General features: G+C 58.3%; 21 protein-coding genes. 16 read left to right on the top strand and 5 right to left on the bottom strand.

The genetic code is table 11. The features are described 5' to 3' along the window. Positions 1-109: 109 nt before the first annotated feature. From O9H85_RS33345 to O9H85_RS33335, 3 genes are all read left to right on the top strand, one after another. A complete protein-coding gene (locus O9H85_RS33345; protein WP_269885685.1) occupies positions 110-2,530 on the top strand; it encodes a hypothetical protein in 2,421 nt (806 codons plus the stop codon). Positions 2,531-2,618: 88 nt separating this feature from the next. Further along, on the top strand, positions 2,619-3,383 hold the full coding sequence (locus O9H85_RS33340; RefSeq protein WP_269885684.1) for a TIM barrel protein: 765 nt from the start codon (positions 2,619-2,621) through the stop codon (positions 3,381-3,383). 97 nt (positions 3,384-3,480) lie between these two features. Next, a complete protein-coding gene (locus O9H85_RS33335) occupies positions 3,481-4,449 on the top strand; it encodes an acetylxylan esterase (RefSeq protein WP_269885683.1) in 969 nt (322 codons plus the stop codon). Here the strand turns inward: O9H85_RS33335 and O9H85_RS33330 are convergent. Beyond that, complete coding sequence (locus tag O9H85_RS33330; protein WP_269885682.1) at positions 4,441-5,613, bottom strand: acyltransferase; 1,173 nt, start codon at positions 5,611-5,613, stop codon at positions 4,441-4,443. The two genes, O9H85_RS33335 and O9H85_RS33330, sit on opposite strands and share 9 nt — an antisense overlap. A gap of 138 nt (positions 5,614-5,751) precedes the next feature. Between O9H85_RS33330 and O9H85_RS33325 the strand changes: the two genes are divergently transcribed. From O9H85_RS33325 to O9H85_RS33300, 6 genes are all read left to right on the top strand, one after another. Then, positions 5,752-5,925: a hypothetical protein gene (locus O9H85_RS33325; protein ID WP_269885681.1), complete on the top strand. Its 174-nt coding sequence runs from the start codon at positions 5,752-5,754 to the stop codon at positions 5,923-5,925. A gap of 27 nt (positions 5,926-5,952) precedes the next feature. After that, a complete protein-coding gene (chrA, locus tag O9H85_RS33320) occupies positions 5,953-7,176 on the top strand; it encodes a chromate efflux transporter (protein ID WP_269885680.1) in 1,224 nt (407 codons plus the stop codon). 281 nt (positions 7,177-7,457) lie between these two features. Beyond that, positions 7,458-8,690, top strand: coding sequence for a GTP-binding protein (locus tag O9H85_RS33315; protein WP_269885679.1), 1,233 nt, complete (start codon positions 7,458-7,460; stop codon positions 8,688-8,690). Between the two features lie 48 nt (positions 8,691-8,738). Further along, positions 8,739-8,888: a 50S ribosomal protein L33 gene (rpmG, locus tag O9H85_RS33310; protein ID WP_269885678.1), complete on the top strand. Its 150-nt coding sequence runs from the start codon at positions 8,739-8,741 to the stop codon at positions 8,886-8,888. 417 nt (positions 8,889-9,305) lie between these two features. Beyond that, on the top strand, positions 9,306-10,016 hold the full coding sequence (locus tag O9H85_RS33305; RefSeq protein ID WP_269885677.1) for a hypothetical protein: 711 nt from the start codon (positions 9,306-9,308) through the stop codon (positions 10,014-10,016). 22 nt (positions 10,017-10,038) lie between these two features. Next, the gene (locus O9H85_RS33300) at positions 10,039-10,479 is read left to right on the top strand and encodes an NUDIX hydrolase (protein WP_269885676.1); all 441 of its coding nucleotides are present in this window, start codon (positions 10,039-10,041) and stop codon (positions 10,477-10,479) included. Between the two features lie 25 nt (positions 10,480-10,504). Here O9H85_RS33300 and O9H85_RS33295 read toward each other — a convergent pair whose 3' ends face one another. Further along, complete coding sequence (locus O9H85_RS33295; protein WP_269885675.1) at positions 10,505-11,671, bottom strand: MFS transporter; 1,167 nt, start codon at positions 11,669-11,671, stop codon at positions 10,505-10,507. Positions 11,672-11,897: 226 nt separating this feature from the next. Between O9H85_RS33295 and O9H85_RS33290 the strand changes: the two genes are divergently transcribed. The 3 genes from O9H85_RS33290 to O9H85_RS33280 all read left to right on the top strand — a co-directional run bounded on the left by O9H85_RS33290 (position 11,898) and on the right by O9H85_RS33280 (position 14,408). Continuing rightward, positions 11,898-12,764, top strand: coding sequence for a M15 family metallopeptidase (locus tag O9H85_RS33290; RefSeq protein ID WP_269885674.1), 867 nt, complete (start codon positions 11,898-11,900; stop codon positions 12,762-12,764). Between the two features lie 188 nt (positions 12,765-12,952). Continuing rightward, complete coding sequence (locus O9H85_RS33285) at positions 12,953-13,411, top strand: chemotaxis protein CheX (RefSeq protein ID WP_269885673.1); 459 nt, start codon at positions 12,953-12,955, stop codon at positions 13,409-13,411. 220 nt (positions 13,412-13,631) lie between these two features. Then, positions 13,632-14,408: an SDR family NAD(P)-dependent oxidoreductase gene (locus O9H85_RS33280; RefSeq protein WP_269885672.1), complete on the top strand. Its 777-nt coding sequence runs from the start codon at positions 13,632-13,634 to the stop codon at positions 14,406-14,408. Positions 14,409-14,515: 107 nt separating this feature from the next. On the opposite strand, the gene O9H85_RS33275 is transcribed toward O9H85_RS33280, so the two are convergent. Continuing rightward, the gene (locus tag O9H85_RS33275; RefSeq protein ID WP_269885671.1) at positions 14,516-14,785 is read right to left on the bottom strand and encodes a DUF2573 family protein; all 270 of its coding nucleotides are present in this window, start codon (positions 14,783-14,785) and stop codon (positions 14,516-14,518) included. Between the two features lie 270 nt (positions 14,786-15,055). Between O9H85_RS33275 and O9H85_RS33270 the strand changes: the two genes are divergently transcribed. From O9H85_RS33270 to O9H85_RS33260, 3 genes are all read left to right on the top strand, one after another. Further along, on the top strand, positions 15,056-15,865 hold the full coding sequence (locus tag O9H85_RS33270; protein WP_333474299.1) for an alpha/beta hydrolase family protein: 810 nt from the start codon (positions 15,056-15,058) through the stop codon (positions 15,863-15,865). 79 nt (positions 15,866-15,944) lie between these two features. Continuing rightward, on the top strand, positions 15,945-17,411 hold the full coding sequence (locus tag O9H85_RS33265) for a DEAD/DEAH box helicase (RefSeq protein WP_269885669.1): 1,467 nt from the start codon (positions 15,945-15,947) through the stop codon (positions 17,409-17,411). A 45-nt stretch (positions 17,412-17,456) separates the two neighbouring features. Then, the gene (locus O9H85_RS33260; RefSeq protein WP_269885668.1) at positions 17,457-18,014 is read left to right on the top strand and encodes a hypothetical protein; all 558 of its coding nucleotides are present in this window, start codon (positions 17,457-17,459) and stop codon (positions 18,012-18,014) included. A gap of 91 nt (positions 18,015-18,105) precedes the next feature. Here O9H85_RS33260 and O9H85_RS33255 read toward each other — a convergent pair whose 3' ends face one another. Both O9H85_RS33255 and O9H85_RS33250 read right to left on the bottom strand, forming a co-directional pair. Further along, positions 18,106-19,581: a DHA2 family efflux MFS transporter permease subunit gene (locus O9H85_RS33255; RefSeq protein WP_409348244.1), complete on the bottom strand. Its 1,476-nt coding sequence runs from the start codon at positions 19,579-19,581 to the stop codon at positions 18,106-18,108. A gap of 99 nt (positions 19,582-19,680) precedes the next feature. After that, entirely contained in the window at positions 19,681-20,109 is a 429-nt protein-coding gene (locus O9H85_RS33250; RefSeq protein ID WP_269885667.1) for a MarR family winged helix-turn-helix transcriptional regulator, read from the bottom strand. 605 nt (positions 20,110-20,714) lie between these two features. Here O9H85_RS33250 and O9H85_RS33245 point away from each other — a divergent pair. After that, positions 20,715-21,725, top strand: coding sequence for a LacI family DNA-binding transcriptional regulator (locus O9H85_RS33245; RefSeq protein WP_269885666.1), 1,011 nt, complete (start codon positions 20,715-20,717; stop codon positions 21,723-21,725). Positions 21,726-21,844 lie beyond the last annotated feature (119 nt).

Here is a 21,844-nt window from a genome sequence, read left to right as displayed (position 1 = left end):
AACAAAGTCCAGCCAGAAATACTACGAAAAAGGCTTGGCCTCGCAAAGCCCAACCAGAATGCTTTACGAAGAAAGCTTTGCAGCGCCAAGCCCGGAGGAGGTAAACGGATTGAAAAGACAACCATCATGGAAACGCGCAGCCGTCAAAACCGCCATTACCGCAGCTTGCCTCGGTCTTATCCTTCCTGTCGTTCCTGCGCCAATGGCTCATGCAGGCAAGGAAGGCGTATTCATTAACGATGTCACTTACTTCACGCTGGAGGAAGCGCTGCTGTCGACCAGCGCCGATTCCGGCACCCTGCAGTTTACCGTGCGCCTGAACAACGGCGGCAGCCAGGCCGTTGACTTCAACGCCTACGGCGTTAGGGTGACCGACGACAGCGGGCACAGCTTCGCCGCCAGGCTGACGGAGCAGCAAAGCGCAAGGGTGCAAGCAGGGGAGAACCGCGATTTCCGGTTCACGGCCCAAGTGCCGCCGGGAGAGAAGCCGGGCCAATTGACGGTGAATATCATTGCATGGGATTATGGCAGCTCGTCGCTTTCGCGGGAGGTAGGGGGACTCCATGTCGGCTACGTGGCCGCTCAGGACACGAACCTGAAGCGTACCGTGATCTCCCTGAACGAGGTCGACTCCACGCTGCCGCAGAACGCCACGGTATCTTTTACCGCCGGGCGCACCGTGCCGGCTGCCGAAGACGGCAAGCTGATGCTATACACGGACGTTACCGCGCGCAACGTCGGCTCCAGCAATTTCAAGCTGCCCTCGGCATTGAAGTTCCGTTACAAGGATAACAGCGGGCAATATTATACCGCTTCCGTTCAGCAGGGCGGCGATCAGGCGCTGCTACCTAAACAGGACCGCAGACTCGTCTTCAAGACGGAGGTTCCGCTCGCTGCATCGAGCAGCGGGTATACGCTGGAGGCGGCCTATGCTAAGGACAGCCAGGACGTGGTCATCGGAGCTCTTCCGCTCGGCGCGGTAACGGACCCGATCGCCCTTGGCGGCAAGACTCCGTATTCGTTGACGACTGGAACCGGGCTGCAGCTCACGGCGGACAAGGCAGTCATCTCCAGCCAGGACGACGGGCTTCATGTGCAAACGACCATTACCGTCAGCAACGAAGGCAATCAGGTCGAAGCGCTGCCTCAGCTGTCCGCTTCGTACCAGTTCGGCAAAGACGGCGCAAGCGTCGCTTCGAGCGACCTGGCGGCTCACAGCAGTTTCCTATCGCCCAAAGAAAAGGCCAGCTACTACTTCTATGTTCTGCTTCCGCTGGGGGTGGACCCGAAGTCGCTTCAGATGGTTGTGCTGGAGAACGGTCAAGCGTCCGGCAGCACATCCAAAACAACGAGCGCCGGCAGCTCGGGCAGCAGCTCCGGCAGTTCCGGGGGCTCGGGCAATACCGCCGGCTCCGGCATTACGAGCAGCAGCACAAGCGCCGGCTCAGGTAGTATAGGCAGCAGTACAAGCACCGGCTCCGGCAGCACAAGCTCCAGCTCCGGAAGTACGGGCAATACAGGCAGCGGAAGCGCAAGCGCCGGGTCCGGCTCGGCGTCGTCCGGTACGAGCGGTGCCTCCGGAAGCTCCTCAAGCTCCGGCTCTTCCTCGGGAACCGGCACGACGACGTCGGCACTTTCCGGCAGCAGCGCCTCTGCGGTTCCGGTCATCGCCGTAAGCTTGGCCGATGCCCAGTCCGTGGATGCCGCGGGCATTCAGGCCGTCGAAGCGCAGGATTATCAAATGGGCACTCCATTCCCGCTGCTCGCTGACGGTGTGCTAGATAAGCACCTGCAAATCGCGATGATGGAGTATACGCTGAACGAGAGCAGCGACTACGGCTATAAAACGATCATCGGCAAATACAAGCTAACGAACAGCGGAACTTCTTCGATCCCGATGCCGAGCTTCCAGACCGAGCTGCTCAGCGGGAACGGCTTCACCTACGGAGGCACCAAGCAAGCGGTCTCGGCGGGCGAGATTCTCCCGAATACGAGCGCAGTGGTCAGCTTCGCTTACTCGCTGCCGGAATGGGAGACCGGAGAAAATCTGGCGCTGCACTTCTACGATACCAAGTCTTCGGCCGCTTACAAGCGTTCCCTCGGCACTTACAAGGTAGCGCTGCAGACGGAGCCGAAGCCGGAGGAAAGCAAAGATACGGATCCGATGAATCTGTATCCGTTCAAGGTTGCGATCGAGAACTATCAGCTGAGCACTTCGTTCAACAAGAACGATTTCACCTACTCCTACCAGCTGAAGCTGAATCTTCAGGTGGACCGGACGGATCCGGTCGTCGTCGACCAGAACTTCTCCAAGCTGGAATTCGCCGTCGTCGACAGCCGCGGAAGAGAACTCGGCACGCAGTCGTTCGCCTTCACAGGTCAGAATAAGCTGGTCAGCGGTTTGCAGTACGTCAATTTTGCCAGCGTGAAGACGGATTACTTCGAGGCGAATACAACCATTAATATATACGAGGTGATCTCTACGCCGAACGGCGAAATGAGACGGCTTGTGAAGCAGCTGAAGCAATAAAAGAAATAGTTGCCAATCCCGGTCCCGTATGGTAAACCAATCAATGAAGCCATATTATCGTCCTGCGGGACCGGGGGAGCGATCGGACATGAACTATTCGCTGTGCATCGGCGCATATCGGGGTCAAGATGCGCTATATCATCTGCGCAAGGTGAAGGAGCACGGGCTCGGCGGCTTGGAGGTTTACAAATGGTGGGAGCTGGGCGACCTGCAGTCTTTTGCGGCTGAACAGGAAGCGATCGGCGCGGGCATCACGGCCACCTGCACGAAGGTGTTCGATTTGGTGGACCCGGCGAAGCGGGAGAGCTATCTGGACGGGCTGCGGCAAACGATTGAAGCCTGCCGTCTGCTCGGGATCCGTTCCATCATTACGCAGACCGGTCAGGAACGGGCGGGCGTTTCAAGAGTGCTTCAACAGGAGGCCATGGTAGAGACGCTGAAGCGCTGCGCCGAGCTGCTGCAAGGCACGGAGATCGTGCTGGAGGTGGAGCCCTTGAACGGACTGGTAGACCATCCGGGTCATTACCTGCAGCGCTCGGATGAGGCGGTTGAGGCGATCGACCGGGTGGGGAGCCCGAACGTGAAGCTCGTTTTCGACGTGTACCACCAGCAAATTACGGAAGGCAACGTCATCCGCAACATAAAGGCTTACGCCGGGCGAATTCATCATTATCATATCGCCGACAATCCGGGCCGCAAGCAGCCGGGGACGGGCGAATTGAATTTTGTAAACATTTTGCGGGCGATCCGGGAAACGGGGCATGACGGCTATATCGGTTTGGAATGCGGGTATACCGTAGACACGGATGAAGCGCTGCAGCAGTTCAAGGAACAAATTCTGGCAAAGCTCTGAGAATAATGAAGAAGTCCGTTAAGCCGTAACGCGGTAAACGGACTTTCTTGCCGTTTGCCGTTAGCGGATAATAGAGCAGGAAGGGAAGGAAAAGCAGATGCCCGAGAGCTACGCGAATGCCATTGAGAAACGAATCCAGGAACTCTATCACTACATGCCGCCCCGGACGGCCAAATCCGATTTATCGGCCTTCTGGGAACGGAATCTGCGTTCCATCGAGAGCAAGCCGCTGAACGCGAAGAGGGAAGCGGCCGTAACGCCGTTAGCTGCAGTAACGGCTTACAGGGTCACCTATGAAGGGTTCGACGCTACGCCGATTCACGGCTGGTTTCTTCTGCCGAAGCATGGCGGCGCGGAGCCCAGGCCGTGTATCGTCAAATTTCACGGGTATACGGGGGGAAGCGAGTATCCGGAACAGCACGCACAGTGGCTGCTTATGGGCTATGCCGTTTTTGCAGTCGATATTCGGGGGCAAGGCGGGGAGACCGGCAATCTGCTGCCTCAAACGTTCGGCATGACGAAAGGGTGGATCACCCAGGGAATCCTCGATCGGGAAGCGTGCTATTACAACGCCATTACGGCCGATGCCCTTAAGGCGTTAGCCTGGGCAAGGGAGCAGCCCGAGGTCGACTCCAGCCGCATCGCCGTCGTCGGCAGCAGCCAGGGAGGCGGCCTTGCCTTGATGACGGCCGCGTTGTCGGACATTCCGTCCGCAGCCATAGCCCACATTCCGAATATGTGCCACATGGATTACGGGCTCCTCCACTCCACCGGGTCGCTGACGGAAGCGGCGGCATTCGTCGCCAAATTTCCGGATCGGCTGGAGCGGGTGCTGGAGACGTTGAGCTATTTTGACCTGATTAATCTCGCGGATCGGATCTCCATCCCCGTTCATGTTTCCGTAGGATTGAAGGATACCGTCTGTTTGCCGGAAACGGTGTTCGCCGCCTGCAACCGGATTGCCGCGCCTAAGATAATCGAGGTCCATCCCTTTAGCGGTCATGAGGTAGGTACTTATCAGAACCGTCAGGGCTTGCTGTTCCTGCAGGAATGGCTATTAGGCTGACGGGGTCCGGGGCTTCCGGACAGCTTCCTGCCGCCCGGCAGAGATGCGGCGCAGCAGCGCGGCGCTGGCCGACCGGATGACGCAGGCCAGAGCTACGGAGAGCAAACTGCAGAGCGCGAAGGCCGTAACCGTGCGCAGCGTTGGAGAAAGCGCCGGCAAGAGCTTGTCGCTGATGACTATGGCAGGCGTCAGCAGCAGCGCATGAGCCAGATAAGCCACATAGGAATAAGCGCCGGTCAGGGTCAGCATCTTCTTCCAAAAAGCCGAGGCGCCCTCATCCAAGGTCAGGGCGGCCAAATACATGGCGGGCATGGAAACGATCAGCATGAGCGCCATCCTCGGCTGCAGCAGAAATGTGTCGTTATATTGGATCGATAAAGGCGCAAGCTCGAAATGATTCACGATCCGGTACAGCATCCACAGCAGCATTGCGCCGAACAAGCCGAGCACGCCGTTACGGTAATGCCTCAGCAGCCCGCGGAACCGGTCCAGGTGAAGCCCGGCAAATGCACCCATCACCAGATAGTAATAAAAATATAGGACGTTCCGGTCGCCGTACTCTCCGAAGAACGCCGAGACGGCCGGAATGCCAAGGCTTGCGGTCCAGTCCTGGATCGCGGATATTTGTCCCGTCAGCCATACATAGATGACGCCGAGTCCGAAGACGAGGGCGAGACGGAGCCGATCCGTCAGCATACGGTCCAGGCGCAGCACGGCTCTATGGAACAAGGGAAACAGCAGATAGCATTGAAAGATCATGACGACATACCAGAGATGATAGCTCGCTTTGCCGGTGAGCAGCTTCAGCCCGAGGGCGTACCAGCCGCCGGACCACGGCCAATCCCAGCCGTCCCCGTCGATGGACGCATACAGAAGCGCCCAAGGCAAATACGGGAGCAGTATGTCCTTGCCCCTTTTGCGAAGAAAGGTGAAGTAAGGAATGCCGCTTTCGCGGTACCGGTAAAAGAGCAGCAGTCCGGTAATGAAAATAAACGCGGGAACCGCGAATTTAGCAAGCAGCAGGAGTATGCCCAGCAGCACACCGTCGGCCAGCGGCGTACCGGGGATATAAGCGTAATGTCCGATCGCATGCTGCAGGACCACCGCCAAAAAGGCAAAAGCCCGCAAATATTCCAGTTCCGTAATTCGGGCCGGTTTTCCCATGATGCCATCCTTCCCTTCTTTGAAAAATCCATTATATTCGTTTTGGGAATAGATTGCATTAAAAAAAATTTCCCGCAGCGGAGAAATAAGGTATACTTAGCGCTGAAAACCGCAACAGACATGAAGGGAGTGCATCCGATGAAAATATATGTGGTTATCGCGTTAAGCGGCGAACAAATGGATAACGTCTTCGTCACGACCGAAGAGGAGCAAGTGAACGCGCTGACGCTGGAGGATTTCGAAGCATGCGACGCGCTGTTCGTCGAGGTATGGGAGAACGGCGGCAAAATCGACGATTACCGGCTGATCTGATCCGGATGAAATGAGGTTAAGCAGCGAATGAACGACAATCCTTCGATCCATGAAACAGCCCCGTCGGCCCAGGCCGCTCCCGGGGGCTCGCTTCGGGAGCTCTTCGGCGCAGCGCTGAAGCTGGGGCTCACCTCCTTTGGAGGACCGGTGGCGCATTTAGGTTATTTCCGCGAGGAATATGTGAAGCGGCGGCAGTGGCTGGATGAAAAAAGCTACGCCGATCTGGTCGCCCTGTGCCAATTTCTGCCCGGACCGGCTTCCAGTCAGGTAGGCATCTCGATCGGGATGATGCGCGCTGGCATTCTGGGAGGCATCGTCTCCTGGATCGGATTTACGATCCCTTCCGCCCTCGCGCTGGCGGCGTTTGCCTTCCTGACGAAGGGAAGTGATACGGGGGGAGCCGGCTGGCTGCACGGTCTTCTGATCGTCTCGGTAGCGGTGGTCGCCCAAGCGGTATGGGGAATGGCGCGTACGCTGGCTCCGGACCGCACGCGTGGTACGATTGCGATCGGGACCGCGATCCTGACGCTGGCTTGGCCGTCGGCCTACGGCCAGCTGATACTGATCGCGGCTGCAGGTCTGCTCGGCCGGCTGTTGCTGCCCAGCGGCGATGTGCCCGAGAGGCCCCGGATTGCGATCCGGATCAGCCGCACTGCGGCCATCCTGTCGTGGATTGTGTTTTTCGGGCTGCTGCTGGGGCTTCCGCTGTGGAGACAAGCTTCCTCCTCCGCCTGGGTGGCGATGATCGACAGCTTCTACCGCGTCGGCTCCCTGGTATTCGGCGGAGGTCACGTCGTGCTGCCGATGCTGCAGGCGGAGCTCGTTCCTCCGGGCTGGATGACGGATGCGCAGTTCTTGGCCGGATACGGCGCAGCCCAGGCGGTGCCCGGTCCTTTGTTCACGCTGTCCGCCTATCTCGGCGCCGTTATGAACGGATGGCCCGGTGCGCTGGTGGCACTGCTCGCCATGTTCCTTCCGTCCTTCCTGCTCGTTACCGGCTCGCTGCCGCTGTGGGACGCGATTCGGAGCAGACCGAACGTCCAGTCGGTGCTGAAGGGCGTCAACGCCTCGGTCGTCGGCATCCTGCTCGCGGCCTTGTACCATCCCGTATGGACGAGCGCTATCCGTACATCTTACGACTTCTGCCTTGCGCTGGCGGCCTTCGGGCTGCTGATGCTGTGGAAGCTTCCGCCTTGGGCGGTCGTCCTCTTCGCGGCGGCAGGCGGAGCCTTGATGCCGCTCCTCAGTTAACAGCACTTGGCAAGCTGCAAGAAAACACTTGAACGGCAACCATCACAAGCCCGGGGCAAGCTTAGCCCCGGGCTTGTTCGCATTTGCATTGGCATTGAAGCGCGGGCCGCGGCGGTTCCGCAGTAAGTCCATTAATAGTAATTAATACTATTTACAAACGAATCGAGATAAGGTACACTTTCACTACGTAATAGTAATAATTACGTTTACGAACCGGGGCGACGGTTCCGGTCGTACATATTAGCCTCTGTTACAAGAAACCGTATGAGGGAGAATCGAATATGAGTGAATCGAACGGCAAAATTCCGGTGACGGTGCTGAGCGGCTATTTGGGCGCCGGCAAGACGACCGTATTGAACCATGTATTGAATAACCGACAGGGACTTAAAGTAGCCGTGATCGTGAACGATTTGAGCGAGGTGAACATCGACGCGGACCTGATTAAGCACGGCGGCGGGATCTCCCGCACGGAGGAGAAGCTGGTGGAGATGTCCAACGGCTGTATCTGCTGCACGCTGCGCGAGGATTTGCTGCGCGAGGTGGAGCGTCTTGCGACGGACGGACGCTTCGACTATATCCTGATCGAATCGACCGGCGTGGGCGAGCCCGTGCCGGTAGCTCAAACCTTCTCTTATATCGATGAAGAGCAAAACATCGATTTGACCCGCTACTGCCGCTTGGATACGATGGTCACGGTCGTGGACGCCTACCGGTTCTGGCACGACTTCTCCAGCGGAGAGACGCTGCTGGACCGCCAACAGGCTGTCGGCGAAGACGATACGCGCGATGTCGTGGATCTCTTGATCAGTCAAATTGAATTTTGCGATGTGCTTTTGCTCAACAAATGCGATCTGATCGAAGAGGAAGAGCTGAACGAGCTGGAGCAGGTGCTGCGGAAGCTTCAGCCGAGAGCCCGGGTCATCCGCACGACGAACGGAGCGGTCGACCCGGAAGCGATTTTGAATACGAACCGGTTTAGCTTTGACGAAGCGAGCACATCGGCTGGGTGGATGCAAGAGCTGGAAAAAGGCCATCATACCCCCGAGACGGAGGAATACGGCATTTCCTCGTTCGTCTATGAACGCCGCCGTCCGTTCCATACGGAGCGTCTGACCGAATGGATGGCGGATTGGCCGGAGAGCGTCGTCCGTGCCAAAGGCATTCTCTGGCTGGCGACGAGAAACGACCTGGCGCAAAGCCTTAGTCAAGCCGGTCCTTCGATTCAATTCGGTCCGGCCGGTCTGTGGGTCGCTTCGCTTCCCGAAGCGGAGAAGCAGACCGTACTGGCCGAGGAGCCTGAGCTCGCGGAAAACTGGGATGCGGAGCATGGAGACCGCATCACGAGATTTGTCCTGATCGGCATCCGGCTCGACCGCGCGGCGATCACAGAGCAGCTCGACCGGTGCCTCCTGACCGACGAGGAGCTGCGCTCCGACTGGGGCCTCATCCCGGATGTACTGCCGAACGCCTCTTCCGAGCAGCTGGCATCCATCCTGACGGACGCAGCGGATTAAGAGCTGCTGCCGTCCGGACAGCATTACAGCGAGAAAGGGGGGAACCGCATGCGCGTGATCGTTACTTTGGCCTGCACCGAAACCGGCGACCGGAATTACACGACGACGAAGAACAAGAAGATACATCCCGGCCGATTGGAAATGAAAAAATATTGCCCGCGTCTGAAGCGGGTGACGCTTCACCGAGAAACCCGTTAACCATGGAGAGTGCCGCCCGGGCAGGGCGGCCGAGGCTGCCCTAGAAAGCGGTGAATTGAGGTGATAGATGTTACGAAGGGGTGGGGTATCTACTTCCGGTCGCTGTTGTCTGCAGGAAATTTTTATTCGAAGCCGCTTAGTAGCGGGTATTTCCCGCAGACAAAGGCGAACGCTATCGCTCCTCCAGCAGATACCCCATCTCCGTATGCTTCTCTATTCTTGTCAAACACCACTTTCTCAACAAACTAGCCGCCCGGGCAGGGCGGCCTTGCTTTTTTAAGCTATCTTTCCGGGTGTGAAGCATGGGAACAAAACGGAGCATAGGATAAGGCATAAAAGATTTTCCCTTTGAAACCTTGGCAGCGAATCCATCGTCTTATACTTGGAACGATTTGGAATCGAGGGGGACGTTTGTCCATGCATTTGGCTATTCGTACGGCAGCTTTCTGCCTGCTTACCGCCGCCATGCTGCTCGCCGGATGCGAGCTTTCCGGGAAGCCTGCCGATAAGCCGCTTCCGAAACCGGAGGATGAGCCTGCTCAGGAGCTGCTCCAGCAGTCCGCCACCGGCACGGCGGCGGTTCTTCGGCCCCGTGCCGAGGCCGCCGCGAAGGACGGCCTGCTGCAAATCGTGCCTCTCGGTCCGGAGAAGATCGCGAAGCTTGGCGCGCCCAGCTGCTTGGGCAAGGAAGAGGATGTGACGATCCGCGGCGATTATGAAGTCCGCTTCACAAGCAAGGACGGCCGGACACAAATCCTGGATACGCTACGGGACTGGGAAATCATCCAGCCCCGCGATCAGCCGCTCAAGCCTGTGAAACTTGATTTTCCCGGGATGGAGGCGTATTATTTTATGCCACGGTATTCGGATTGCCACGGAGTGGAGTTTCGCGTGTACGGCATTCGGAACGGGGAGGCCGCCCTCTTCGAGTTCCAAACCGGGCAAGGCGTCTTCAAGGAATTCACGACAGGCATGGAGCCGGATCGGAGTCCCCGGGCGCAGGACGGCCAGCTGGCGGTTACGGGAGGTTACGCCGCCGGAATGGACGGCGTGACCGTCTATTATTTTGAGCCTCAAGCGGCGGCCGCGAGATGGGTGCTGACTCGGACGGAACGGAAACCGTTATAACAACACGAGAGAAGGATGGCCAATGGCAAAACGTTGGTTTGCCGTTTATAGCGCGGTTTATTTACTGTTCATTCGAGATGGACAGCTCCTGATGCTCAGGCGGGCAAATACGAATTATGAAGACGGAAAACTCAGCCTGGTCGCCGGGAAGCTCGACGGCGGAGAAGAAGTGAAGCAAGCCGCCGCGCGGGAGGCCTTGGAAGAAGCGGGTGTCAAGGTCGATCCGGAACAGCTGAAGGTGGTCGGCGTGATGCACCGCCATTCGGATTCGGGGGAGTGGATCGATTTTTTCCTGAGGGTAGAAGATTGGGAAGGGGAACCGTCGAATATGGAGCCGGACAAGTGCTCGGAGATGGGCTGGTTTCCGCTGGATGAGCTTCCGGAGGATACGATTCCCCATGTGCGGCTTGCGGTGGAGCAGGCGATGAAAGGCACTTTTTATACGGGCTACGGATGGGAATAAAAAGGAGAAGATATTCTCCCCCTCGTTACGATCCGGTCGTCCCGTCCGTACGCATTTGCGTACCGTAAACCCGCTGCAGCACGAAGCTGAACAAGAGGCCCGCGAAGGACATGCCGGAGATGAGCAAATATAGCGAGCGGCCTCCGAGCGCTTCGAACAGCCATCCGCCCAGGTATGAAGCGACGATTCCGGAGACGCCGAAGAAGAGGAGCGCCAGCACGGTCTGTCCCGTCGCCCGCCACTCTTCCGGAACGATCCGGTACAAATATTGAATCGCAGCCGTATAGAAGACGGGAAAAGTGAAGGTTTGCAGCAGCTGCAGCAGCACCAGAACTTGCGGATCGGTTATCCATGCCGACAAGAAGAAGCGGATCACATAAAATGCGCCGGCAAACGAGATGATCATCAGCTCTTTGCCTCGGCGCAGCCACCAGAAGCTCAGTGCGAATACGAGAATTTCACTGCCCGCCGCAAGAAACCAGGCTTGGCCGACGAGCTCGCTGCCGCCGCCCAGCTGGCGGATATACACGCCGAGGTACGTATCGTTGATGCGCTGGGGAACGGCGGTAATGAAGATGAGCACGAGGAACCAGAGCGTCTCTCCGTAGCTTAGAAAGCTGCGCAGGCTCTTCAGCGTGACGGGCTTGCCGGTTACGGGCGCGTCGGGAAGCCCGAGGCAGACGAGCAGGCTGATCACGCCGATGCCCGCGAACAGCAGCGCCAGACTGCCGAGCCCCAGATACAGCATGGCGTAGCCTACGGCCAGCGACATGACGGCGTATCCAACCGCTCCGAACGTCCGCATCGAGCCGTAGCTTACGCCGCTGGCTTCGGCGGCTTGAAAGTTCAGGCTCTCCGTTAACGGGTCGAGCGGCATCAAGAAGAAGTAAAGCAGCATCGTGAATACAAGAAGCACGATAAAGCTGCCTGACGCATACAAGAAGGTTCCAAGCACCGTAGAGCAGACCGTGAGCAGCACGATAATTTTTTTGATCGTTTTGGTCCGGTCGCTGATCATGCCCCACAGAGGCTGCGCGAAAATCGTAATGATCCCCCCGGTCCCGATGATGAGCCCGATCTTCGTTGTCGGAAGCCCCTGGGCATCCAGGTAGACGGGGAGGAATGAAATAAACATCGCCAGCAGGGCGAAATACAAAAAGTTGTACATGCGCAAAAAATAAATCGGTCTCATGAATTCGTTAATCCTTTCCTTCTATACACATGGTTAGCGGCCTGAGGCCGGCCCGTGAGGCGGCACCGGCATTCCGGCTTCATTGTAACACGGAAGCCGCCTGCGCCCAAGCTTACGGTTCCGGGGACAAGTCCCGGGATGCCGGAGCGAAGCGCGGGTTTTGCCGCCGATCGCACCTTTCTTGTACAATAGAACATATCATCGGATAGAGGAGCTTAGACCATACATGAACTCATTTCGCACCCCCGTCACGATCGTTCTGACCCTTGCCGGTATGCTAACCCTGCTCGCCGGCTGCGGAAGCACGCCGCCTGCGAAAGGAAGCGCCGGCGACGCCGGAGCGACAAGCCCATCCGCCGTTCAGGGTAGCGCCTCGGCGCCATCCTCGCAAACGACGGCCCCGGCCCAAGACCCGGCTAAAGCCGGCGCAGGGGCATCAGGAACGGGCAGCGCAGCAGGCAAGCCGAATGCGGCTTCGGGGCAAGGAGGCGCGGTTCAAGTCGTGGCCAAACCGGACGATATCGCCGTTCTGGTGAACAAGACGTACGCGCTGCCGCCGAACTATAAGCCTGCCGATCTTGTCGAGCCGAATATTCCGTTCACCTTCAAGGAGCAGTCGGAGAAGCGCATGATGCGCAAGGAAGCCGCCAAGGCGCTCGAGTCGCTCGTCGCAGGAGCGAAGAAGGACGGCTTCTCGCTGGCCGGGGTATCGGCCTTCCGCTCTGAGAGCACGCAGCGGGTTCTGTTCAACAACTATGCAAAGGCGGACGGCGAGGAAGCCGCCCGCAAATACAGCGCCCTGCCGGGCCACAGCGAGCATGAAACGGGGCTTGCCATCGATCTGTCGGGCAGCGACGGCAAATGTCAAGCGCAGGACTGCTTCGGGGCGACTAAGGAAGCCGATTGGCTCGCGAAGCACGCTTCGGAATACGGTTTTATCATCCGTTATCCGAAAGGGAAGGAAGACGTGACGGGCTACCAATACGAGCCTTGGCATATCCGGTATGTCGGCGTGACGTTGGCCAAGGAGCTGACAACCAAAGGCTTGACGCTTGAAGAATATTTGCAAAACTCGGTGCCTGTGACGAAGTAGATGCGGCTGCTGTGACGATTCTATGCTCCTTTAACGAACAGGGTGTTTCTGGAATCCCTGGATAGTCCATTCTAAATTTGTATGAAAGGTGACAAAGGTTCTATACTTGACTCCAATCTTTGGGTATAATGGATTGAGGATAAGGTCCTAAGAAGCGGGCCTATTGTCGAAAAGGAGACCGGTCATCTATGAAGGCAGAGTTGATTAACCCGTTCTTGGAATCTGCTAGGATCGTCATTGAGCAAGTCGCAAATGTTCGACCAACCACCGGGCAATTGGGCGTCAAGGATGTGCTGTTCGTCGAGAACTATATCTGGATCCAAATCGGCATGACCGGTCAGATGCACGGGGACATCGTGTTCGGACTGCATGAGGATGTGGCGATGAAGGTCGTTTCGGCCATGATGGGGGGCTTTACGGTTACGGAAATGGACGAGATGAGCAAGAGCGCCATCTCGGAGCTGGGCAATATGATCAGCGGCAACGCCAGCACCATGCTGTTCAATCAAGGAGTGCGCGTCGATATTACGCCGCCGAAGCTGTTGCACTCCTCCAATTCTACAGGTTTCTCGGCCAAGAAGGCTTTGACGATTCCGCTCATTATGGACGGCATCGGCGAGCTCGACATCCAAGTGCTGATCGCCTGAGGAATGGCGGAGCAGAAGACGAAGAAGCGGATGCCTTGCCGCCGGGAAGCCGGCGATGAGGCATCCGCTCTTTTTTTGAAATAGAGTGCATGGATTAAGACCCTCCCTGCGCTTCAGCGTATGGGTAATCATGCGAAAGGCCGTCGATTCTATGACGGTTTTTCTTTTGCATCCCGGGGAGTACAATAGAGAGCAAGACGAACGTTTAGGGGGGGCGGAGATGGACTGGAACAAGAAAATCGCGGTAATTACGGGAGCGTCCAGCGGGATCGGGGCGTTGATGGCGCGTGAGCTGTCGAAGCGCGGAGCGGTGCCGATCCTCATGGCGCGGCGCGAGGACAAGCTGAAGGAGGCGGCCGGAGCCGTTCGGGGTGAGCATGGCGTGTACCTGCTGGACGTGACCTCCACCGAGCAGGTGGAACGGACCATGAGGGAGGTGATCGGTCGGTACGGCCGCATCGACCTGCTGATCAATAATGCGGGCTACGGGGTGTTCGACCGGTTCGTGGACGCTCCGGTAACGGAATTCGAGAGTATGATGGATGTCAATTATATGGGGACTGTCCGCTGTACGAAATCGGTACTGCCGCACATGCTGCGGCAGGGAAGCGGACACATCGTGAATATCGCATCGATGGCGGGAAAGATCGGTTCGCCCAAGTCGAGCGGTTATTCGGCGTCGAAGCACGCCGTGCTCGGGCTGACGAACTGCTTGCGGCAGGAGCTGAGGGGCACAGGCGTCTATGTGACGGCTGTCAATCCGGGTCCGATCGACACGCCGTTCTTCGACAAGGCCGATCCCGGCGGGAATTACGTCAAGAATGTCAAATGGTTCATGCTGAAGCCGGAGCGGGTGGCGGGGCAGGTGCTGGCGGCGGTCGAGCGCCGGAAGCCGGAAATTGACTTGCCGCTCGCAGCGGCTGCGGGAGTGAAGCTGTACCAGCTGTTTCCCCGGCTGTTCGACGGGGTTGCGCATAAGCTGCTGAACCGGAAGTAAGCCTCCCGGGCGGGGAGCGGACCTGTCATATATTGTGTCAATACTCAAAAACTAAAAGCCGGAAACCTCTGAAATAAAGGATTTCCGGCTTTTAATACTTTGAGCTCTTACTTTTCTTCGCTGGAGGAAGCTTTGTTCTCGGCCTTTAGCTTCTGATTCAGATCGCGCACCTCTTCAAACAGCCTGCGGATGTCGGCTTTGCTCTCCGGATGATTCTGATTCCAGTGGCTGGCCAGCGCGGGCATCGTTTTATGAATATGGTTGTATACGGACCAGAGCTTGATTTTTTCGATCGTTTCGGGAGAGGCGTCTCCTGTCAGAAGCTCGGCGAATTTCTCCACCAGGGCGTCAAATTCCGTTTGAAAGCGGGCATTCATTGAAAATCCACCTTTCAGGCCATAATATAGTCAGTGTAGCTCTTGAAGGCCTTTCATGTCAAAAACCGGCACGGCCGGCAAGTGTTCAGGCTGTTATTTCAGTAACCTATCAAGCCGGAATTTAAGGAATGAGAATAAGTGATGGATTCGCATATCAGCGGTAAAATGGATCTGCTGCATAGCGGGACGCCGGATGGCGGGCCGAAGGATGCCTTAACCCGGCATCAAGCGGAGAATTCGGAGGGCGGCGCGGACAAGCTGCAGGGTGGCATGCTGGTAAGCCGCGAACCGCTTCGCAGCCCGAACAAGCATATTGCGCTGCATCTGGTTACGTATATGAGCCAGGGACTGCAGGTGAAGGGGCTGTTAGCTGTGCCCGCGGCGCAGGCTCCCTTGCCTGCGGTCTTATTTTGCCGCGGAGGCATCCGCAAGGTCGGGATGGTGCGCAAACGGCGGGTGCTCTCGATGGCGAAGCGGGGGTATGCGGTGTTCGCTCCGTATTATCGGGGCAATGAGGGTGGAGAAGGACGGGAGGATTTTGCCGGAGAGGATCGGCACGACGTGTTGCATGCGCTGACCCTTGTGCAGTCGCTCCCGGAGGTGCGCCCGGGACGCGTGGCGCTGATCGGGTTCTCCCGGGGCGCCGTGATGGCGATGCTGGCGGCCAAAGAACGCCCCGGTACGGGGCCGGTCGTCGTCTGGAGCGGCGTCAGCGACATGTTCGATACTTACGAGGAGCGGGTTGACCTGCGCCGGATGCTGAAGCGCGTCGTCGGACATCCCCGCAAGGATGCGGAAGCTTACGAAAGGCGCTCCCCCGTCTACTGGGCGGAGGCGATCCCGGTTCCCGTGCTGATCGTGCACGGCACGGCGGATTCGCAGGTCAGCGTAGGCCAGGCCAGGAAGCTGGCGGCGGCGCTGGAGCGGGCGGGCAAGGATTATGCGATGGATTTATACGACGGGCTGGAGCACCGGTTCCCCCGGGAGACGGAGGAGCGTGCGCTGGACGCCGTGTTCGCCTGGATCACGCGCAAGCTGGAGGAAATGAGCGGCTCCCTAGGAACGGAACGGGCACGCTGATTCGCATCCGTCTTTCCTTTGCGGGCGGCGGCCCGCGTGGTATACTAGTTGAATGGAAAGGTCAGGAAGGAAGGATGTTATGAGTCAAGGATTCGCTGCATTATCGATTCAACGTTTTTTTTTGAAACGGCTTCAAGAGCTGGGGATTCAGGAGCCCTCGCCGATTCAAGCGGAGGCCATTCCGCTGATTTTCGAAGGGAAAGATATAGTAGCCCAGTCCCAGACGGGCACGGGCAAGACGCTGGCGTTTGCGCTTCCGCTGCTGCACCGGATCGATCCGGCCGCACGCGAGGTACAGGCGCTTGTTCTCGTGCCGACGCGCGAGCTCGGCATGCAGATCGTGCAGACGCTCGAGCAGCTCACAAAGGATACGGATGTGCGCGTGCAGCAGCTGATCGGCGGCGCGTCCATCGAGCGCCAGATCGATAAGCTGAAGCTGAAGCCGCAGGTCGTCGTCGGCACGCCGGGGCGCGTACAAGAGCTCGTGAAGCTGCGCAAGCTGAAGCTTCACCAAATCCGTACGGTCGTTGTTGACGAGGTCGACCAGGTGTTCGAGCTCGGCTCCATGCAGGATGTGGAGGCGCTGTTCAAGGGCATGCTGCGCGAGAAGCAGCTGCTGTTCTTCTCCGCGACGATGCCTGCGCCCTTGCAGCAGGTGGTGGACCGCTGGATGCGGGAGCCGGTGTACGTTCGCGTAAATCCGGCGCAGCGGACGTCGGAGACGCTGGAGCATCTGTATTTTGTCAGCGAGGAACGGGATAAGATCGATACGCTGCGCCGCTTGGTCCGGCAGTATAATCCGAAGGCGGCAATCGTATTTATTAATGAGACGGACGAAATCGGCGAGGCGGTGGCCAAGCTGCAGTATGCCGGTTTGTCCGTAGAAGGGTTGTACGGCGATTCGTTCAAGCAGGAGCGGGCCCGGACGATGCAAGCGTTCCGCGCGGGCCGGTTCCAGCTGCTGCTCGCTACCGATGTCGCCGCCCGGGGGCTGGACCTGCCGCAGGTGACGCACGTGATCAACCTGGATCCGCCGACCGACGCCGATCATTACGTGCACCGCGTTGGGCGGACCGGCCGAATGGGCCGTCAAGGCCTAGCGCTGTCCATCGTTACACCGAAGCAGCAGTTCATTATGGACAAGTTCTCCAAGACGCTCGGCATCTCGATCGAGCGCAGGGAGCTGTCGCACGGGCGTATTTTTGACCCGAAGCAGGAGCTGGAAATCCGGCGTGAGGCGAGGAAGCGGAAGGAGCTCCGCAGCGCCGCGCCCGCGGAGGGCGAGGTACGGACCTCGGCCAAGGAGCCTAGACGCGCTTCGGCGGAGCCGGGGAAGGCGCAAGGCGCATCCGCCCGGACCGCCGGTAAGCCCGTGCGGCCGGTAAAGCCGAGCGCGTCCGTCCCTGCCGCGAAGCCGTCCAAGCCGGCTGTCGCGAGTCCGCGGAAGACGGAACGCGAACGGGAGCAGGACCGCAAAAACAAAGGGGCTCCGCGCTGGCTGAAGGAGAAGCGGCAGCAGGACGGCGAGGGGAAGCCCCGAGCCTAACCGCTTGTCCCGGCCGATATCGGCATCCGGGCAAAGGCGAAAATGGTGGGGGAGGGATTTTCGCTGAAGACGCTGCTGAAGGGGCTGACCGGCCTCGTATTTCTCTGCGTGGTGCTGCTGGCGGTCACGTTATGGTACGTCCAGCCTAACCAGAAGTTGGATTTGTCTTACGCCGAGCTGCCGATGAAGGATAAGGTGTTCAGCATGCTGATGTCCCGGAAGCTGGAGGTGACGCTAAGCGAGCAGGAGGTCAACGATCTGCTCAAAAAAGCGCTGGCCCAGCATACGCAGGTTAAACCCGGGGTCACCTTGACAGGGGCCCGGTTCTATCTGCAGGGAGAGAGGCTGACAGCCGACGTGAACCTGCTCGTTCAGGGCAGCTATTTGGCCGAGGCGACACTGGACTTCGAGCTGGGGTGGGAGGAGCCGAACTTGACGGCTATCCATACGGGCACTCGAATTAAAGATATTAGGGTGCCGCTCGGCTGGTTCCGTCTGGAGCCGCTTCGGCTGCCGCTGAACGACTATTTGCCGAGAAGGCTCACGGTCCGGGATATCGGCTTCAGCGGCTCCACGGTCAAGGTCGGATTTAAGCTGCGCTAAGACGGCATCGCCAAAAAAGGAAGCATACCGGGAAGGCTGAATATACAGCCGACCGGTTTGCTTCCTTTTTGTTTTGTTCCACGCGGGTGGATTAAGCCTTCTGCAGCGTGCCGGCTTGCTTCGCAGGCTGCGGCTTGCCGCCGCGCGAAGGGCGCAGAGTCCAGGCCAGAGGCATGCCGATCAGGACGATGATCGTGGCGGCGAGGTAGACGTCGTTTACGCTGGAGGTGAAGGCGTGAGCTTGCACATCCCCCGGGCTCGCGCCCTCGCCGGCCTGCCGGGACAGTTCCGCCGAGTGAACCGCCATCCGGGCCGAGAGGAGCGATGTGAACATCCCGATCGAGAACGAGCCGAACCCTTGGCGAATCCAGTTGTTCACTGAGGAGGCATGACCGGTCAGCTCCCGCGGGATGATCTCCATGCCCGCATTGGTTGCAGGCATCGTGGAAAGCGAGATGCCGATGTTCCGGACGGTCATCCAAAGCACGACATAGAGGTGCGGCGTATCCACACGCAGCTGACCCATGGCGAGCGTGCCGACGGCGATCAGCAGCACGCCGGCGGCGATCAGCCAGACCGGACCGACACGGGCGTACAGCTTGCCGGTGATCGGCATGAACACGGCCATCGCGAGCGATGCGGGGAGCAGGATGAGACCGGTGTCCAGCGCGCTGGCGTGCTGAATATTTTGCAGGTAAACCGGGGTCAGGTACGTGCCGGAATATAAGCTGATCGTAATGACGACGGCCAGGATCAGACTGTACGTATATTTGCCGTACCGGAACACACGCAGATTGAGCAGCGGCTGAGGCACCGTCAGTTCTCTGCGGATGAACAGGATCAGCGCTGCAAGACCGAGAGCGATCAGCGACACGATTTTCCAGGAGGTCCAGCCCCACGCGTGCGCTTCGCTGAAAGCGATCAAGAGCGTAGTGCTGCACACAACTACGGTAATCAAGCCCGGCGTATCGAATGTTTTGACGGCGGCGACCTTGTAGAAAGGGACTTGCTTCAAGGAGACGGCAATGGCCGCGATGCCGAAAGGGATGTTCATCAGGAACAGCCATTCCCAATTAAACGTTTGGATGAGCCAACCGGCCAGCGTCGGCCCGAAGGCCGGGGCCAGCATCGTGGCGAGACTCCACATGCTGAGCGCGAACGCCTGCCGCTCCCGGGGGATGACTTGGTAAATGATCGTCATGGTTGACGGCATGACCATTCCGCTGAATAAGCCCTGCAGCACGCGGAACGCGATCAACGACTCGATGTTCCAGGCGAAGGCGCAGAGGGCCGAAGTCAGCGTGAAGCCAACCAGGGCGCCGACGTATAAGTATTTGGTGCTGAAGCGGTCGCCCAAATACCCGGTGACCGGGGCGATGACGCCCGTAGCCAGCATAAAGCCGGTCAAGGTCCATTGGACGGTATCCAGTCCGGCGTTGAAATCCTTCATCAGCACAGGCAGGGCGACATTGATCGTGCTAATGCCGAGAATCGCCAGGAAAGACCCGAAAAATAACGCGATCATGACCGGCCAGAACGGTACGGTCGTTTGCTCTTTGGCTGACAAATGTGTGATCCTCCTTCTTAATATAACGCGGCGTTAGATATCCTGCCGGGGCTGAGCGGACGCCGATCTTATGGATGCGTATCCGGCAGGAAGCGGCTCTTACTGCCGGAGAGGCGCTTCCAGCGCTTTACCCAGCAGCCGGTTCAACTGCTCCGTCTCGTCCGGCGTCAGCGCCGACCACAGCTCGCCCGCCATTTGCGCCGCCTGCCGGTCCAGCTCCTGGAGCGCCTTCAGGCCCTGCTCCGTTATGCGGAGATGAATGACGCGGCGGTCCGAATCGGCCGGGACCCGCTCGATATAGCCTCCCGCCACCAGCTTGTTGGCAAGATTGGTGACTGCGGGCAGCGTGATTTGCAGCGTATCGGCGAGAACCGTGCAGTTCAGCTTATTGTCGCGAACCGCCTCCAGCAAGTAGAACTGGGCGGTCGTCAGCTCGGTTTTCAGCTTGGCGGCCATGCCGTTCTGCCATCTCCGGAAGATCATCCGGGTTCGTCTCTCCAATTCCGATGAAGCGCGGGGTTCCAGCACCCTCCATCCTCCTTCATGATTTAGCATTAAATAATTCAGTCTTTGAACTATTTAGCGATTGAATTAAAATAGTGTACTATCGCTCCCCTGGAATTGTCAAAGCAAGCATCATAGCGCAGGAATGAGAAAAGACGGGATGTATGCGTTTGAATGGAGGCTGGAGGAAAGTTTTTGGCTTATTGGATAAATCCGGCTGCGGCTCTGCGCCTGACGGAATGACCTGTGTATGCGGTTCGGCTCCCAACGACGCTTCCTATATGCTGTGGGAGCTGGCGCTCCGCCTACTTGCTCCACAAGCATGAACTGCAGGGAACCGGCTTTACGGCTCGCAGCCATAGAGAGCAGCCTATGCATTCGCTGCGCGCAAGCTTGTTAACCATGAAGTCCTCGCAACGCTTGCAGTCGCTGCGGGGGCTTCTTTACGTAATCTTCATATCCAGTTAACGCAAAACGGTGGTTTGCCGGACGGCTTGGTTAGTATAATGACCACGTAAACATCGTTAAACCGGTTTAACGAATGATAAGGATTTTTTTCGATAATCATTAAACCGGTTTAACGATCATAGTCTTGTTCTGAAGAGAACGAAGGAGAGAACCGGAACAACATGGCAACGATCGATGACGTGGCAAAACTGGCGGGGGTGTCCAAGGGCACCGTATCCAGTGTATTCAGCAAGAAAAGGCCGATCAGCCAGGAAGTAACGGAGCGCGTACTGTCGGTCGCCAAGGAGCTGGGGTATTTCCCCAACCACGTTGCCCGAAGCCTGGCGATCAAGAAGACGATGATCGCGGGGCTGAAGATGCCGCTGTCGAAGGACGGTCGCATGTCCGCCTTCGAGACGCAAATGATCAGCGGCGTCATCAAGGAATGCTCGGCCCACGGCTACCGGCTGCTGCTTGATACGCTACCGGAGCATGACGATCCGACGCAGTTCTCCCTGGATCCCGTCGACGGCGTCATCATGCTGAATCCGCGCAAGGATGATCCGAGGATTGCGCGTCTGCAGCAGATGGGAATCCCGCTGGTGCTTGTCGGCCGGCCGGATCCGTTGGACGACGCCGTCAGCTTCGTGGATAACAACAATACGGAGGCGGCTTATCAAGTCGGCGAATATTTGCTTAAGCTGGGACATCGTTCCGTCTTGTTCCTGAACGCTTCCTCCGACATGACGGTGGCGCTCGACCGGAAGCGGGGACTGGCCGACGCTTACCTGCAGCAGGGCCTCGTGCTTGCCGAGGAGCAGATTCTCCATTACTCCCGCAAGCTTTATGCCAGTCAGATCGATTACGGTTATCGTTCCATGATGAACACTTACGGCAAAATGAACTACACCGCCGTCATCACGGATACGGATCGCGCAGCGGTGGGGGTGCTCCGAGCCGCCAGAGAGATGGGCATCGCCGTGCCGGACAGGCTGTCCGTGATTGCGCTGAGCAACGATGCGACGTTAGCCCAGGAAACGACGCCGAGACTGACCTCCGTCGAGCTGTCGGCCGATAAGCTGGGAGCGGAAGCGGCCAGGCTGCTGGTGGAGAAGATGGCGAGACCCGAAGTGGTGAAACAAACGATTATCGACGCAGCGCTTGTATTTAGGGAATCCTGCAAGTCCATATAAACCGGACATGGCGGAGGAGGTGGCTCCAGGCGGGGCTTACGGGCTTCGAGGACGATGATTTGGGAAGCTGATAATTCTGAGCAATGCTGAAGAACCGACGGCTAATTCGACCGAATTGG

This window comes from Paenibacillus gyeongsangnamensis, assembly GCF_027533625.1.
GTDB lineage: Bacteria > Bacillota > Bacilli > Paenibacillales > NBRC-103111 > Paenibacillus_G > Paenibacillus_G gyeongsangnamensis.
The sequence above is the reverse complement of the archived record's forward strand: the minus strand, read 5'-3'. Positions and strand labels throughout refer to the sequence as shown.